The sequence below is a fragment of the Rhizobium leguminosarum genome, assembly GCF_002953715.1.
Taxonomy (GTDB): Bacteria; Pseudomonadota; Alphaproteobacteria; order Rhizobiales; family Rhizobiaceae; genus Rhizobium; species Rhizobium leguminosarum_V.
Map to the genome: position 1 here is coordinate 143,301 of NZ_CP025012.1, position 14,860 is coordinate 158,160.

Here is a 14,860-nt window from a genome sequence, read left to right on the forward strand (position 1 = left end):
TCGGTCCTATGAAACATTTCGATGTGTAAGCCGTTATCGCGCTCATGACGGCCGCTAAACTCAACCCGAAATCGGTCGATGGCACCGAACCGCACGGTGCCGGGAACTCGCCCCAGGAGACGGCATCGACTGTCGAGGTCATGCCGCCGCCAGATGCCATCGAGCCCGATCCGGAGCTGACGCCTGAAGAGGCCGAGCAGGCGCGCAAGCGGTATTTGCTCAAGCGTTTCTGGATCAGCGCGCGCCGCTACTGGGGCCGCGGCGGTGACAAGCTCGCCTGGCCGTGCACAATCGGGCTATTGACCCTGATCGGCATGAATGTCGGCTTCCAGTACGGAATCAATCTCTGGAACCGCGCGATTTTTGACGCCCTGGAGCAACATAATGCCCGTACCGTCTATGTCCTGAGCGTCGTATTCCTGCCGCTGGCGCTCGGAACTGCCGCCCTTGTTACCACACAAGTCGCCCTTCGCATGATGATCCAGCGCCGCTGGCGTTCCTGGCTGACAACAGCCGTCATCGCGCGTTGGCTCGCCAGCGGTCGTTACTATCAGTTGAACCTCATCGGTGGCGACCACAAGAACCCCGAAGCGCGCATCGCGGAGGATTTGCGGATTGCCACCGAAGCACCTGTCGATTTCATCTCTGGTGTCATTGCCGCCTTTCTGTCGGCCTCGACCTTCATCGTGGTGCTCTGGACGATCGGCGGGGCTCTGACTCTGACGATCGCAGGTTCGACCGTCACTGTTCCCGGCTTTCTCGTCATCACTGCGGTCCTCTACGCCGCGATCACATCAAGTTCGATGACGGTCATCGGCCGCCATTTCGTCCGCGTCTCCGAGGCTAAAAATCAAGCGGAAGCCGAATTTCGTTACACGCTGACGCATGTGCGGGAAAACGGCGAGAGCATCGCATTGCTCGGCGGCGAAGAGGAGGAGCGCAACGACCTCGACAAGACCTTCGCCAATGTTCTGAGGCAATGGGCGCTCCTGGCAGGCCAGCATATGCGCACAGCCCTTGTGTCGCAGGGGTCGAGCCTGTTTGCGCCGGTCGTCCCGGTTTTGCTGTGCGCTCCAAAATTTCTCGAAGGCAGCATGACGCTTGGGCAGGTCATGCAGGCTGCCTCTGCCTTCGCCATCGTTCAGAGCGCGTTCGGATGGCTGGTCGACAACTACCCCCGTCTTGCCGATTGGAACGCCTGTGCACGGCGCATCGCTTCGCTGATGATGTCGCTCGATGGGCTCGAGCGCGCCGAACAGAGCAACGCGCTTGGACGCATTAAGCGCGGTGAAACGGAAGGCGAGGCGATGCTCAGCCTGAACGATCTTTCCGTGTCGCTTGACGATGGCACTGCCGTGGTCAAGGAAACCCAGGTCGTGATCGAACCAGGAGAGCGGGTGCTGGTCGCCGGCGAATCCGGTTCGGGCAAGAGCACGCTGGTGCGCGCCATCGCAGGTCTTTGGCCGTGGGGTGAAGGCAGCGTCAATTTCCACGCCGACCGACGATTGTTCATGTTGCCGCAACGGCCCTATATCCCGTCCGGGACGCTTCGCCGTGCCGTCGCCTATCCTGGCGCCGCCGACAGCTGGACGCCGGATGAGATCAAGGCGGCGCTCGACAAGGTGGGACTGGATTATCTGAACGACAAGATCGAGGAAGATGCGCCCTGGGACCAGACCTTGTCGGGCGGTGAAAAGCAGCGGCTCGCCTTTGCGCGTCTGCTGCTCCACCATCCCGATATCATCGTGCTGGATGAAGCAACGTCAGCACTCGATGAGAAGAGCCAGGATAAGATGATGCAGATGGTGATCGATGAATTGCCTGACGTGACCATCGTCAGTGTCGCACATCGGGCTGAGCTGGAAGCCTTCCATAGCCGCAAGATCACGCTGGAGCGGCGCGAGGGTGGCGCAAAGCTTGTTAGCGATATTGATCTTGTCCCACGCAAGAGAAAACGGAACTTGCTGTCACGCGTTTTGAAGAACCCCTCACTGCCGAAAAGCAGCACGACCTCGAATAAAGACAGCGCAGTCCCAGAATAGAAATTGTCCGCTTGGCCACAAAACCATCAATCGCCTGACGCAGACTCTGCGCTCGCAATCTGATCCAGGTTTTCGATCAGCCGCTTGAGCAGATCGACCAGTTGTCCCGCTTCCGTATCTGTGAACTCGGTCAAAGCCTCTCTATTGCCTTGGAACAAGGCCGTAATGGCCTCAGGCATGCCTTCCCGTGCAGCCTTCGTCAACACGATGCGGCTGCTGCGGCCGTCAGCCGGGTCGCGTGTCCGCTCGATCAAGCCGTCCCGCTCCATGCGAGCGAGCATCTGCGCCATCGGCGGTTGCTCGATCCTGGCAAAGCGGGCGAGGTCGCGCTGTGTGCTTGCCTTGCCATTTTGCAGCGCCACCAGGACAGGCAACTGGCCGACACCGAAGCCGAGCGGTTTAAGCCGTGACTCGCTGAGACGGGCGAACCCCCGCGCCGCAAGACTGATGAGATGCCCCGGCGTAGAAAGCACGTCTTCATTCATTCGCTCACCTCTTGCCTGCGCTTGACCACAAGATATATATGTACGTATGTATCTTCATACGTGGCACGGGGCAATGCCGTTTCGATGCCGCCCAACAAATGTTTCAATCTCCATTGAGGAAACGACATGCCCAACAATCACGTCGAAATGATCAAGCGCATCTATGCCAGCTTCAATGCCAGAGACATCGACGCTGTCCTTGCCGTCCTTTCCGATGACGTCGCTTGGGCCAACGGCATGAATGGTGGCCACGTCAAAGGTCGTGAGGCCGTGCGCGACTACTGGACACGTCAGTGGGCTGTGATCAGTCCACACGTCGAGCCGGTCGCATTTGAAGAAACCGAAGACGGCGCCGTCGCTGTCGAGGTGATCCAACAGGTCTTTGACCTCGATGGCCGGCCGCTGGAGGGGCAGGCCCATGGCCTGAAGGACAAGACCGTAACGCATATCTTCCGCATGGACGGCGATAAGATCGTTCGCTTCGATATCCAGGATGCGCTGTAAGCCCAGCATGCTCTGTAAGCTGGTACTCCCTATGCGGGGATGACCGCTCCTGTTGCGACGCGCCATTGTCAGACCCGCCTTTCGGCCGTCGGGCGGCCTGGCTTGTGCGTCTAATTCGCGCTTAGCCGGCGGTATCGGTTCAGAGCCTGCGCGCTTCCAGACGCCGCTTGTCGCGCTCGACATAGTCGGAGCCCAGCTCCGTCAGACGGAATTGCCGTTTCTGAAATTCCCCGCGGATCAAGATGAAACCTTGCTCTTCGGCTTCGCTCAATGTCTTCAGGCTGGTGCCTTTAGGGGGAGACTGCCAAGCCATGCCATCGGCGCTGTGCAGCAAGACCATGATCTTTATAATTTTGTTTCTCCATGGCTGATGCATACAGCCGGGCTGCATCGCTTCAGCAATCCGCTGGTTCCGCATTCTTGATTTGGCACCATCCCGGAGAAGCCCATTGATTTAAAAGGATTATTTTTGGCTAATCCGGAGTTTTGCAAAAGCTATTGTATAAAAGCTCCAATAGTCTTGGTCAATTCAATCACTCCGTCCCAACAGGTTTGGTCATGCCTGGCGATTGGCCCGATGGCGCTTATTTCCATTGAATCCCGACATCAGCGGCGCATAGTGTCGATGTTCCGGGCTTTGCCGGTTGAACGGATGGGGGAGCCGGTGCATGTCAGCAAATCTCGACGATATCCGTAATCAGCAACGTGAGACCTGGGACAAATTTTCCGCCGGCTGGAAGAAATGGGACAGCCTGGTTCTCGGTTGGCTCGCCCCGTTTGGTGACGCCATGCTTCGGCGCGCCAATCTCTCCAACGGCTTTAGCGTGCTTGACATAGCTGCCGGCACTGGCGAACCCGGCCTGACGGCGGCGGCGGCAATCCCCGATGGTCATGTCGTCGTCACCGATCTCTCGGAAAATATGCTGACTGCTGCCGCCGAAAATGCGGAGAAACGTGGCCTCAAAAACTTCAAAACTCGCCTATGCGATGCCGGAGCGTTGCCTTTTGCCGACGCCAGTTTCGACGCCGTCCTATGCCGGTTCGGGTTCATGTTCTTCCCGGATATCGCTGCCGCTGCCAGGGAGATGGCGCGCGTCGCAAAGCCCGGTGCGCGGGTCTGCGCCGCAGTCTGGAGCGTGCCTGCCAAAAATCCATGGGCGACCACGGTCATGGGCACGATCGCCCGCCATGTGGACATGCCTTCGCCGCCGCCCGGTTCTCCGGGCCTGTTCCGCTGCGCCGGGGAAGGCATGATCGTCGAGACCTTCAAAGAGGCGGGCCTTCTCGACGTCGCCGTGGAAGAAGTATCGACGATGATGGTGCACGATGCCCCAACGAGCTACTGGGATTTCATGACCGAGATCGCCGCACCTGTTGTCGCTGGGCTATCCAAGGCCGACGCGGCAACACGGGAGAAGATCCGTCGCGAGGTCCTGGAGCTCGCGCTGCAATCCGTCAGCGACGGCAAGGTCCACCTTCGCTCAACCGCAACTGTGATCACAGGCACGCGATAGCCTGCTCATCCATCCGTGTGAAAACACAGCATTTCTGCGTTTCCACAAGCAGAACCGCTTAATGCGAAGCCGCCTCGCTTGGGACAGCCGCCCCTTCGCGCTTCTGGCCATGACCGACCGGGATCAGCCAGGTGGTGAAGAAGGTCAGCACCGCGACGACGACGACGCCCCAGAAGCTCCAGTGCAGCGCCGCATCGAAGACGGCGCGGATGTCAGGATCGGCGGCGAGCGCCGAGAGCCCGGTTGGCTGGTTCAGCGCCTCATGCAGGCCCGCCGCCGCCTCGCCGCTCGCATAGTGGTTGATACCGGCATTGAGGATGGCGCCGAGCACGGTGGCGCCGAGCGTATTGCCGAGGCTGCGGGAAAAGATGATCGAGGCTGTGGCGCTGCCGCGCATCGACCATTCGACACTTTCCTGCACCAGCACGATGCTGGTGAGGCTGATGAGACCCATGCCGAAGCCCATGAAGAAGGAGCCGGCGCCGGCAACGATCGGCGAGCTTTCCGGCGTCAGGAACAACAGGAAAGTGGCGCCGAAGGGAAACATCAGGCTGCCGACGCGCAAGGTGCGCTGGATGCCGAAGGCCCTGTAGAAACGGCCGGAGAGGATCACCGCCAGGGGCCAGCCGACGACCAGCATGGTGAGCGTGAAGCCGGCGACAACAGGCGAACGGCCGAGCACGCCCTGCACATAGATCGGCAGGATGGTCGAAAGCCCGATCAGCGCCATGCCGGCCAGCAGCGTCGCCGCATTGCTAGTCGCAATCAGCCTTCGGCTCCAGAGCGGGATTGAAATGATCGGTTCCGGCGCCCGCTTCTCCTGGGCGAGAAAGAGAAGGCCCGCGACCACGAAGACGGCGAAAAGCGAAAGCAGGATCCAGGCGCTGGCATCGGTTTCCGTCAGCATGACGAGAAGTGCCACGATCGAGATCGAAAACAGCACCGAGCCGAGGTAATCAATCTTTGCCTGCTTGTGCGCCACGTCCTCCTTCAGGAAGATCATGAAGGCGATGATCGAGATGATGCCGATCGGCAGGTTGATCCAGAAGATCCAGGCCCAGGAGATGTTGTCGACGATGATGCCGCCGGCAAGCGGCCCGACGACGGCCGACGTCGCCCAGACGGTCGCCATGAAGCCCTGCACGCGGCCGCGTTCCTCGAGCTTGAAGAGATCGCCGATGATCGTCGTCGTCACCGGCTGGATGGCGCCGGCGCCGAGCCCCTGCAGCAGCCGGAACAGCACCAGAGACATCATCGACCAGGCAAGCCCGCAGAGCAGCGAGCCGACCAGGAAGATCAGGATGCCGCCGATCAGCACCGGCTTGCGCCCGAAAATGTCGGAAAGCTTGCCGTAGATAACCGTGGTCGTCGACTGCGCCAGCAGGAAGGCCGAAAACACCCAGCTGTAATAGGAAAAACCGCCGAGCTGCCCGACGATGCGCGGCATTGCGGTCGCCACGATCGTCGCCTCGATCGCCACCATGAAGGTCGCGAGCATGATAGTGGCGACGATAAGCACGCGGTTCGAGCGTTGCGCTGCATTCGACATGACGATCCTCTTCGGGTGCTCCGCAGATGCCGGGAATATCGGCAGGCTGGCTGGGTGTGGGGCGATGCGCCGCTTGCGGAGTGATACCGTCCTTTTACGTCCTCAAGCCCAACCGGTAAAGCAGGCCGCGACCGGTTTCTCATGATGGCATTTGTTTTCGCGTCATGTGAAGGAAGGTCGGTCGAAAACGAAGACCCGGCGCCGTTCCGCCCGGGCCTTCGTTCTATCAGGAGGGAAGGCAACCAATCGCATGATCCTCATTGCGGGCATGCCTCACTGAGCGAGCCGGTGTCCGCGCTTCCCCCGGTGCAACCCGGCGTCGGCTGCAGGTTGGGATTGACCCCGCCGGGATTGATCGTGCTGCGGCCGCTATTGAGATCGACGCCGCCATTGACGGTCGTGCTGCCGGTGGTGCCGGGATCAGTTCCGACAGGCCCGGTGCTCGTTGCACCGCCGCCGACAGACCCAGTACCAGCCGACCCGGCCCCGGCGGAACCGGCGGCCGAACTCCCCGACCCGCCAATGATCGGCGCCACCGAAAGCCGCCCATTGGCATCCGCACCTCCGGCCGTCTGCGCCAGCGCCGGACCGGCAAGGCCAATCGAAAGCAGCGATATTGCGATGAATTTGCAGGACATGATTTTCTCCATGCTGGTTGTCTCAGGGAGAAAACCTGATCGGGGGTGGCATTGTTCCGGTGTGGGGGGTGCATTTCGAAGCCAGCGAATGGCGGTTTTTCCGAAGCCGGCTGGGTTCGATGTTGGAGCAATGTTGTGGCTCAGCGTATCCGGCCCGGACAGCAAAAGAGTATTTTATTCATTTCAATGGCTCCATATAAATAGGGCAAGCAGCATCTGGGGGCGTTGCATGAAGAGGTTAATATCGCTGTTGGCCATAATCGGACTGCTCGCATCAGTCGCGATTGCGGAAGATGCGGACAAGGGAACGGTCGATTTGTGGATCGAGGAGATTAGAACTATCGATCCTTTGCTACAGGCGGTTCTCAAAGACCACATGGGTGAAGCGCGTGAGATAGACAGCATGCTTCAGGCAGGAGACGACATAGCTGCTCAAAAAGCCATGGCCGCAGTCCGCTGGAAATTTAGCAATCTTGCGTTCTCGCGTGCGAGCGACGCCACGGCGATCGAGGTGCTAAAGAAATCGGGTGAAATAGCTGACATTCTCAGCGAACAGTATCCGGAAGGTTGTCTGGAGTTTGTTCGCAGAAATCTATCTCCCAAAGCGATGTCCATTCTCGATCAGAAACAGATTTATTGGAATTATTTGGAGACCCAGCGCCTCGCTTACGAGGACGGGAAAAACCGCGAACCGGTCGCGAGGATGGAAGTGGGGACCATGTTTGAAGTGGTGACCGAGGATTTGGGAGTAAGTGAAGCCGAGATTCACATGCTGCTCAAGCCCGAGAATATCCCCGCGGCGCAGTTGTGCTCAATCGTCAAGAAAAACCTCAATATCGAAGCCGTACGGGAGTCACAGAGGGGGCCTTACGCGAGGGCGAATATCTCGTCGAAGAGAATAAAATGAATATGTGATATGGTGTAGGCTCTTCCGGCTGTGGCAGCTTGCGGGCGCCGAACTGAGCCGCCTTTGTTGCCCCAGCGCTGCGCATGGAAAAAGGACCGCCGAACTTCGGGCGCACCGTCTCTACAACATACTGAAGTCTACGAGAAAAATGGTGCCGCTTGCAGGAAGCGTTTCCTGAGATCAAAGGCGTTGTAAACCAGGGGCTCTACGGGTAGGCAGTGAAACACGATGTCTCACTGTTGTGTACCCGCTTTCTATAGGAGCCGAAGGCACGGCGCAACATGCACATAGCTACGGGACGCAGCGCCGCATCCATTAGGACACACCGTTTCACCGACAAGTGAGGTTTGCCCAGTGCCCCAGTTGCAACACACGGTCATCATCGTGCGCTGATTGCAGGAATTTGTACTGGCTCTTGACTCTGCATTAATGCAATTTCCTCTAGCAGTCGGTACGGACGAATCACCACCGTTAGGGGACTATTATGGCGAAGAACGAACGGAAGACTGAGAATGTCGTTCGTGAGGAGCTCCGTGGTCTCGGCTATTATGACCCAGCGTCAGACATCCAGATTGAAGAGCAGAAAACTAACATCGCTGCGCTGAAGCGAGCTCTCAGGACAGGTAGCAAATCGGGCAAGGGCGGGGGCGGTTCCCCTGAGTTCATAATTACAGCCCCCAGCAATCCAGATTTTGTGATCGTCATAGAGTGCAAGGCAAGCACGAAAGATCATGCCAGTGGCGAGCTTGCCGACATTATTGCAGCGGAAGCACAGGCTGAGTCAGCAGCCGCACGAGCCAAGAGAGTTCAACGATATGCTATCGACGGAGCTCTCCACTATTCCGCGCTAATTTCTAAAGAGATGAATGTAATTGCTATTGCAGTGAGTGGTGAGACGCTCGCTTCTGCTCAAATTTCGACTTTCCTTCATTCAAAGGGAGCTGCCGCACCGAAGGTCCTTCAAACGGACAAAGGGCTTCCTATCGAAAGTTTTCTGTCGTGGGATGAGCTAATTCGGCACGCCTCTTTCGACGAGACGGTTCAGAGATTGCGGTTCGACGAGCTGATGGCTTTTTCCCGCGAACTCCATGATTTCATGAGAGATCACGCTAAATTAACAGAGAGTGAAAAGCCACTCGTAGTAAGCGGGACATTGATTGCACTGCGGAATGCTGCTTTCGCCAAAAGTTTTGACGAATATAAACCTGACGAGCTCCAAAGGGAGTGGATACGGGTCATCAAAACTGAAATTGAAAAGGCTGAAATCCCGCAGGCCAAGAAAGATAATATGGCACAGCCATATTCAAGTATATCTGTTCACCCTGAGCTTGGTAAAGCAACGAAGTCCTATCCGAAAGGAATACTAAACGAACTCATTTCCGAGTTAAATGAGAAAGTTTGGCCGTTCCTTAGTATCTATCACGATTTCGATGTTGTAGGTCAGTTCTACGGTGAATTCCTAAAGTATACCGGCGGCGACAAGAAGGCCTTGGGTATTGTTCTTACACCCCGGCATATAACGGAATTGTTTTCTCTGCTGGCTCACGTCGGTAAGGACGATACGGTTATTGACATTTGTGCGGGCACAGGCGGGTTTTTGATCTCCGCAATGCATCAGATGATGAAGGCTACGACCACGGAAGCCGAGCGTGAGCGCATAAGAGCGCATGGGCTTGTTGGGGTCGAGCAGCAGCCCAACATGTTTGCATTGGCGGCGTCAAACATGATCCTCCGTGGAGATGGCAAGGCCAACCTCTACCAGGGGTCGTGTTTCGATCCTGCGATAGCAGATGCGGTTAAAAAGCACGACGCAAACATTGGGATGCTTAACCCGCCTTTCTCCCAGTCCGATGAGGACCTTCATGAGCTACATTTCACCAAACACATGCTGGACTGCCTTACGGAAGGCGGCACCGGCATTGCGGTAGTACCTATGTCATGCGCGATTGCACCACACCCGGCCCGAAACGAGATACTGAAACATCACACGCTGGAAGCGGTCATGTCGCTGCCGGACGACTTGTTCTATCCCGTGGGTACTGTCGTCTGCATAATGGTGTTCACAGCCCACAAACCCCATGAACAGCAGAATAAGAAAACGTGGTTTGGGTACTGGAAGAACGACGCTTTCGTCAAGACCAAGAAGCGTGGTCGAATAGACCTGAACGGTCATTGGGCCCAGATACGAGATCACTGGGTCGATAGCTACAGAAACAGAGAAGTCCATGTCGGCGAAAGTGTGTCAAAAAGAGTAACAGCAGTGGATGAATGGTGCGCTGAAGCGTACATGGAAACTGACTATAGCGTTTTGAACCAAGATGACTACAAAAGCACAGTAAAGCAATATCTTATATTTCAGCTGATGAATGACATATTGCCTCTTCCTGAGAAAGAAGATGAGGATGCATTGTGAAATTAGTTAAGGTATCTAAAATTTTCGATGTATTTTACGGTGTTAATCTTGAGTTGAATAAACTCACGTTAGACAAGGATGGTATTAATTTCGTCTCAAGAACCGCGAACAACAACGGTGTGTCCGCGAAGGTAAAGCTTATTGAGGGGCTTGAGCCAATAGAAGCTGGCGTTATGACTGTGGCTGGTGGCGGATCGGTGCTCGAAACATTCTTGCAACCGGAGCCATTTTACAGCGGTCGAGACTTATACTGCTTGCGTTCTAAAGTTGAACTAAGTGTGGAGCAGAAAATTTACTACTGCATGTCCATCCGCGCCAACAAGTATCGGTTCAACTATGGGCGGCAGGCGAACCGGACATTGAAGGACCTTCTCATTCCGGACCTCTCTGAATTGCCAAATTGGCTTGGCGCGGAATTCGACGGTGTGCTGCGCAACTGGCATCGTCGATTGGATGGCGCGGTCAAAGAGCAATAATCTCAAACTGAGATATTTTTACGAGGGGTAATTAAGCGTCGTCGAGCAGCCGTTTCCCCGTGGGATGCTGCTGGTCGGCTAGGTATCACTAAATGATCTCTCGGCAATGCACGCGATCTTTCCATACTAGGACGCGGCACTGGCGGGCATGATCGCCGCCCAGGTGGGCCGGTGCTTCGACAAGCACCAGCCGGACAGCTTCCGCCGAGCATCGGCACAGGCACTCACCAAGCAGGCTAAGGACATTCAGCGGGCGGGAAGCCGAAACGGCTAGTTTCACAGGGCGCTAACCAGCTTTTTGATGGAAGCGTCTAGCTTCGCCTCAGCATAAGTCGAGTTGATCGTGTTTTCGGGATGGTGAATGCAGTGTCGCACATATGTGCATTCTGAAACCATGTACGACTTTCTTGTCCCGGCATGCACCCATGTGTGGTCACTTGGAAAGCCCTTGCTCGACAAGAAACTGTCAACATCCTCGGATCTTGGGAGCTTGTGCTTTGATTGGAGGTAGCCGTACAACTCATTGTGGAATTCCACCGTCGGCATGGCAAAGGCTTTGAAATTGACCTCGCCGAACGAAGGGCTCCACGGAAACAGGCCAGCGCCCGTCGCTTGTTGCTCCACTTCTATCTTGCCCGCTGCTGTGGACGAAAACACATTCGTCGTCCCGAACTTCACCAGCCTTTGGAGCAAGTAAGGGGAATGGCTGCTTACGACAATTTGGCAGGTCTTGGCTTCTTCAAGCAGGAGATCGGCGAGCTTCTTTTGGGCAGTGGGATGCAAGTGCATTTCAGGTTCGTCTATCAGCAGTATCTTGTCGCCCTTCGCCGGATCGGAGAGTAGACGCTGAAGCAGCAAGGCCAATACGAGTTCGACCCCGGAACCAAGGTTCCGCGTTGTAATTTGCTGAATTTCATCTTCGGCGCGGACAGCGAGAAACGCCGACGAAAACGGTTCCAATAGGGACAGCAATTCAAGTCTTAGGTTCTTGAAATGGGCATTGTCGAAGAAGTCGCTGAATTGCTCACCTAACTTGCCTCCGATCCCCTTCTGTGCTGTGTCCAGCGCCCAAATGAAAACGTCCTTTGTGACCTTGGAAGCGTAGTCAGCGCTCGCTCCTTCCTCCCGAAGTTTCTTCTGGTATCGCCAATTCAGATCCTCGCAGATCGCATCGAAGGTTGTACGGTAAGTGCCGCTTGCCAGATGGCGGGCGCGGTTCTTGTCAAAGTAGAAGACGTTGACGCCGTTCGGCACGATCCTGCCCGTGTCGAGCGTTAGTTCTCGCGGGTCCACGGTCTTTGTGTCGCGCGACTTGCTTTGAAGGTATGGCTGTCCGTCGCTTTCGTTGTAGTAGGCGTTTTCGTCCAATGAGTAATGGCTTTTCGCTGAAATTGGCGACGATAACAGTTTGCCCGCCTGCTTCCTGTCCCTTGGCTCAGCAGAGAACTTCAGTCCCGTACAGTTGAAGTATTTCCCCTTGTAGAACTCCAGTTCTGATTTGACGCTAAATCTTTCGGTTGTGCCTGCTATTGAAATGGGCTTTACGAAGTCGTTGAAGTCTTTGATGCTCAGTTTGTTCTCGGCCTTGTATCGCCCGCTGAACAGGTAGTCTAATGCCTCAAGGACCGACGTCTTCCCTGTTCCATTGTTCCCGACAAACAAGGTTAGGCCGCTACCAAGGCTACCGTTCGGCACCGCCAATTTGATCTTCTCCGCAGAGAAGCAGCGGAAGTTGTCAATTGAAAGTTCGCGTACAAAAGCGGGACCGTCGTACATCGGAGCTCCTAGAGATGAGAGACTTCGCTTCTAACACGCGGAAGTCGTATCGCAGACGCATTTACGAATGGATCATCCAAGTGGTACGGGACACCGGTCCTCCCCCGCATCGACCTCGCAAGTCTGCCTGTAAGCTCTTTAGAAATGCTGAAAACTGTATTTTTTCACGAGAGGGTATTTAAGTCCATTCGTGCAGGCGTTTCCCCCCGGGGGTGCCTCTGGCTTGACTGCACCAAATGATCGCCCGGCAATGCTTACGATCCTTTCGATCCAGCATTCATGTCAACACGGAGGACATAAGACCGAGGTGGGGGGCTGTGTCCGCAGGGGTATACTGCAACGTACAGCTGGAATGGTGCACGAAAGTATGTACGTAAGGGTTGACTTAGGCCAACGTACATGCATTTTAACGGACAGAACCCTAACGGACAAAGGAATTGGGCCATGTCTAAGACGGTGCTGTATGCTCGCGTATCGACCATAGACCAGACGCTCGACCACCAACGGACGCAGGCCGAAAAAGCAGGCTTTGTGATTGACGAGGTGATTGCTGATCATGGCGTGTCAGGCGTCACCACGAGGCTTGTAGACAGGCCGGAAGGCAAGAGGCTGTACGATAGGCTCCGCCGTGGTGACGTACTGGTCGTTCGTTGGGTCGATAGGCTAGGGCGAAACTACGAGGATGTGACGGACGCCATCCGGCACTTCATGCGGCAAGGGGTGATCGTGAAAACGGTCATCAACGGCATGACGTTCGACGGAGCGACGGCGGACCCGATACAGCAAGCCGTCAGAGACGCGCTGATTGCGTTCATGGCCGCAACGGCTCAGGCGCAGGCCGAAGCGACGAAAGCCGCTCAGCGGGCCGGAATAGATGCAAAGAAGGGCGACGCCGATCTCTACCGGGGAAAGAAGCCAAGCTATGACCGGAAGGCATTCAGCCAGGTGGTGGACATGCTGGCAATTGGCAACGGAGCTTCCGAGATTTCCAAGGCAACCGGATTGACCAGACAGACGGTACTCAGGATCAAAAGCAATCCGGCAGCATCCGAAGCCGCTTTGGCGAAATGGGGTTTGTGAGGTTAGGGCGAAACTGTAGGTCCGGGTTGTTTGAAGGTCTGTTATCTGTCTCGTTTGTCCAGATCGTATGAGCCAGATAGTACCAATAGTTTAAAACCGTATTTAATGTTTAAATACAGCAACTTAATATACCGGACCCTTTTAGGAATAACAGGCGGCGCATCGGTTTAAGCAGATATACGAATGTATATATGAACAGTTAGATGCAGTAGTATGTACAGAATACAATCCAGAAGATAATGCCGTAGTAGGTACTAAGTACGTATACATAATATAATGTACACTATGTCATTAATGTAGATCTAATACATTAGATATCAATAGATAGATGATCTCAGCAGTGCTATAGATGCATAACTGCGACTGCGTAATAGTTTGCAATGTTGAATACATATAGATATCTATACCGGATAGATGACAATTGGGACGCTAGATGAAATATAGATATCTATTCGTTTTCAATGTACAGATCATATCTGTGAACTTGGCATCCATTTAGGTCATGTCGGTCTGTTGGTCGCACTGCCATACTGCCCGGTTCATAATCAAAGACTACAGATATAACGTACCGGCTCTCGGCTGGATGAAATATAGAGCGCTCGGAACTTGAACCGGATCACGGTTGAGTACGATCCGACTATGACAAGTACATGCAAGAATTTTAAGTACTAATTTGCAATACAAGACCGATCTACAGCATACGAAGTACCGCCAAGTCTTAGTATGCAATCGCGGTCTTCGGGCCAATACTGTCAATTCATAAGTTCGATTGGATGCTTTGCCTTCCGATCCCCTCTCTTGGAGCCGTAGAGGCCCGCCAGGGCGCGAACTGTGGTCGGAGTAGGGCAATGGTGCTGTGACGACAATATGCCTCCCTACGGGCGAATGCGGGAATTTTCGGCATCGCTAAAATTAACCTAAGATTTTGGTATCGTTCAATATTCCTGTGCGCCGAACTGGTAATTCGCGCTGTTTATAACATCTGTTTGCCCCGCCCGTATCCAATGCCATCAGCACCACGGTTGCCTGCGCCCGGTCCATGTCCGGGCCAAACCTTCCGACACAAGAATGTCGCCAAGGGATCGGCCACCGCGTACCAGTACCCGGAGCTCGCGCCCGTTCCTGTCTTTGTCCCGGTTTCTCCATGCCAATATGGCAAAAGGACCGATGTTGACCAGTTCAATAAGCCGTAGCGTCGCCTGTTCGCCTAGCGCCTTTTCGGCTGCACAATTGGGCTGACTAATTTCTGGTGTGTCGATGTCGGCAACGCGGATTTTGACTCCATTGCTCCAAAGCGTATCACCGTCCACGATGCAGTTGACCCGTGGTCCTGTCCCGCATCGCCCGTAGGACGGTCGGGCGTCATCGGTCGTAGTGGTGGCAGGGGAACCCAAAGCAATGCTGACGCTTATGCCAGAACCAAGGCAGGCCGCAGTGATTGCCGCCGTACTGATAATGAGATGCTTGCCCATTGGA

General features: G+C 55.4%; 13 protein-coding genes. 7 read left to right on the forward strand and 6 right to left on the reverse strand.

What is annotated here, in order from left to right:
• Positions 1–44: 44 nt before the first annotated feature.
• The gene (locus CUJ84_RS00785; protein ID WP_105004826.1) at positions 45–2,042 is read left to right on the forward strand and encodes an ABC transporter ATP-binding protein/permease; all 1,998 of its coding nucleotides are present in this window, start codon (positions 45–47) and stop codon (positions 2,040–2,042) included.
• 26 nt (positions 2,043–2,068) lie between these two features.
• On the opposite strand, the gene CUJ84_RS00790 is transcribed toward CUJ84_RS00785, so the two are convergent.
• Positions 2,069–2,527 (reverse strand): MarR family winged helix-turn-helix transcriptional regulator, encoded by a 459-nt coding sequence (locus CUJ84_RS00790; protein WP_105004827.1) that lies wholly within the window; start codon positions 2,525–2,527, stop codon positions 2,069–2,071.
• A gap of 126 nt (positions 2,528–2,653) precedes the next feature.
• Here CUJ84_RS00790 and CUJ84_RS00795 point away from each other — a divergent pair, with 126 nt between their 5' ends.
• A complete protein-coding gene (locus tag CUJ84_RS00795; protein WP_105004828.1) occupies positions 2,654–3,031 on the forward strand; it encodes a nuclear transport factor 2 family protein in 378 nt (125 codons plus the stop codon).
• A 139-nt stretch (positions 3,032–3,170) separates the two neighbouring features.
• Here the strand turns inward: CUJ84_RS00795 and CUJ84_RS00800 are convergent, their stop codons facing one another.
• Positions 3,171–3,422, reverse strand: a complete 252-nt coding sequence (locus tag CUJ84_RS00800; protein WP_018244624.1) for a hypothetical protein — start codon at positions 3,420–3,422, stop codon at positions 3,171–3,173.
• A 277-nt stretch (positions 3,423–3,699) separates the two neighbouring features.
• Between CUJ84_RS00800 and CUJ84_RS00805 the strand changes: the two genes are divergently transcribed.
• Positions 3,700–4,545 (forward strand): class I SAM-dependent methyltransferase, encoded by an 846-nt coding sequence (locus tag CUJ84_RS00805; RefSeq protein ID WP_105004829.1) that lies wholly within the window; start codon positions 3,700–3,702, stop codon positions 4,543–4,545.
• A gap of 58 nt (positions 4,546–4,603) precedes the next feature.
• Here the strand turns inward: CUJ84_RS00805 and CUJ84_RS00810 are convergent, their stop codons facing one another.
• Entirely contained in the window at positions 4,604–6,094 is a 1,491-nt protein-coding gene (locus tag CUJ84_RS00810; protein WP_105004830.1) for an MDR family MFS transporter, read from the reverse strand.
• A gap of 257 nt (positions 6,095–6,351) precedes the next feature.
• On the reverse strand, positions 6,352–6,732 hold the full coding sequence (locus CUJ84_RS00815) for a hypothetical protein (protein WP_105008055.1): 381 nt from the start codon (positions 6,730–6,732) through the stop codon (positions 6,352–6,354).
• A gap of 88 nt (positions 6,733–6,820) precedes the next feature.
• Here CUJ84_RS00815 and CUJ84_RS00820 point away from each other — a divergent pair, with 88 nt between their 5' ends.
• The 3 genes from CUJ84_RS00820 to CUJ84_RS00830 all read left to right on the forward strand — a co-directional run bounded on the left by CUJ84_RS00820 (position 6,821) and on the right by CUJ84_RS00830 (position 10,528).
• Positions 6,821–7,639 (forward strand): hypothetical protein, encoded by an 819-nt coding sequence (locus tag CUJ84_RS00820; protein ID WP_105004831.1) that lies wholly within the window; start codon positions 6,821–6,823, stop codon positions 7,637–7,639.
• Positions 7,640–8,123: 484 nt separating this feature from the next.
• Positions 8,124–10,052, forward strand: a complete 1,929-nt coding sequence (locus CUJ84_RS00825) for an HsdM family class I SAM-dependent methyltransferase (protein WP_105004832.1) — start codon at positions 8,124–8,126, stop codon at positions 10,050–10,052.
• Positions 10,049–10,528 carry a restriction endonuclease subunit S gene (locus CUJ84_RS00830; protein ID WP_105004833.1) on the forward strand — a complete coding sequence of 160 codons (480 nt, stop codon included), beginning with the start codon at positions 10,049–10,051 and terminating at the stop codon, positions 10,526–10,528. The genes CUJ84_RS00825 and CUJ84_RS00830 overlap by 4 nt, the downstream gene beginning before the upstream one ends.
• Positions 10,529–10,804: 276 nt before the next feature.
• On the opposite strand, the gene CUJ84_RS00835 is transcribed toward CUJ84_RS00830, so the two are convergent.
• Entirely contained in the window at positions 10,805–12,304 is a 1,500-nt protein-coding gene (locus CUJ84_RS00835) for an AAA family ATPase (protein ID WP_105004834.1), read from the reverse strand.
• Positions 12,305–12,748: 444 nt separating this feature from the next.
• Here CUJ84_RS00835 and CUJ84_RS00840 point away from each other — a divergent pair, with 444 nt between their 5' ends.
• A complete protein-coding gene (locus CUJ84_RS00840; RefSeq protein WP_105004835.1) occupies positions 12,749–13,384 on the forward strand; it encodes a recombinase family protein in 636 nt (211 codons plus the stop codon).
• A gap of 1,010 nt (positions 13,385–14,394) precedes the next feature.
• Here the strand turns inward: CUJ84_RS00840 and CUJ84_RS00845 are convergent.
• Positions 14,395–14,856, reverse strand: a complete 462-nt coding sequence (locus tag CUJ84_RS00845; RefSeq protein WP_105004836.1) for a thermonuclease family protein — start codon at positions 14,854–14,856, stop codon at positions 14,395–14,397.
• Between the last annotated feature and the right edge of the window lie 4 nt (positions 14,857–14,860).

Bases quoted from the DNA above. Each gene is read 5' to 3' on its own strand.
- CUJ84_RS00785 (WP_105004826.1), top strand. From the start codon at position 45: ATGACGGCCGCTAAACTCAACCCGAAATCGGTCGATGGCACCGAACCG.
- CUJ84_RS00790 (WP_105004827.1), bottom strand. From the start codon at position 2,527: ATGAATGAAGACGTGCTTTCTACGCCGGGGCATCTCATCAGTCTTGCG.
- CUJ84_RS00795 (WP_105004828.1), top strand. From the start codon at position 2,654: ATGCCCAACAATCACGTCGAAATGATCAAGCGCATCTATGCCAGCTTC.
- CUJ84_RS00800 (WP_018244624.1), bottom strand. From the start codon at position 3,422: ATGCAGCCCGGCTGTATGCATCAGCCATGGAGAAACAAAATTATAAAG.
- CUJ84_RS00805 (WP_105004829.1), top strand. From the start codon at position 3,700: ATGTCAGCAAATCTCGACGATATCCGTAATCAGCAACGTGAGACCTGG.
- CUJ84_RS00810 (WP_105004830.1), bottom strand. From the start codon at position 6,094: ATGTCGAATGCAGCGCAACGCTCGAACCGCGTGCTTATCGTCGCCACT.
- CUJ84_RS00815 (WP_105008055.1), bottom strand. From the start codon at position 6,732: ATGTCCTGCAAATTCATCGCAATATCGCTGCTTTCGATTGGCCTTGCC.
- CUJ84_RS00820 (WP_105004831.1), top strand. From the start codon at position 6,821: ATGGCGGTTTTTCCGAAGCCGGCTGGGTTCGATGTTGGAGCAATGTTG.
- CUJ84_RS00825 (WP_105004832.1), top strand. From the start codon at position 8,124: ATGGCGAAGAACGAACGGAAGACTGAGAATGTCGTTCGTGAGGAGCTC.
- CUJ84_RS00835 (WP_105004834.1), bottom strand. From the start codon at position 12,304: ATGTACGACGGTCCCGCTTTTGTACGCGAACTTTCAATTGACAACTTC.
- CUJ84_RS00840 (WP_105004835.1), top strand. From the start codon at position 12,749: ATGTCTAAGACGGTGCTGTATGCTCGCGTATCGACCATAGACCAGACG.
- CUJ84_RS00845 (WP_105004836.1), bottom strand. From the start codon at position 14,856: ATGGGCAAGCATCTCATTATCAGTACGGCGGCAATCACTGCGGCCTGC.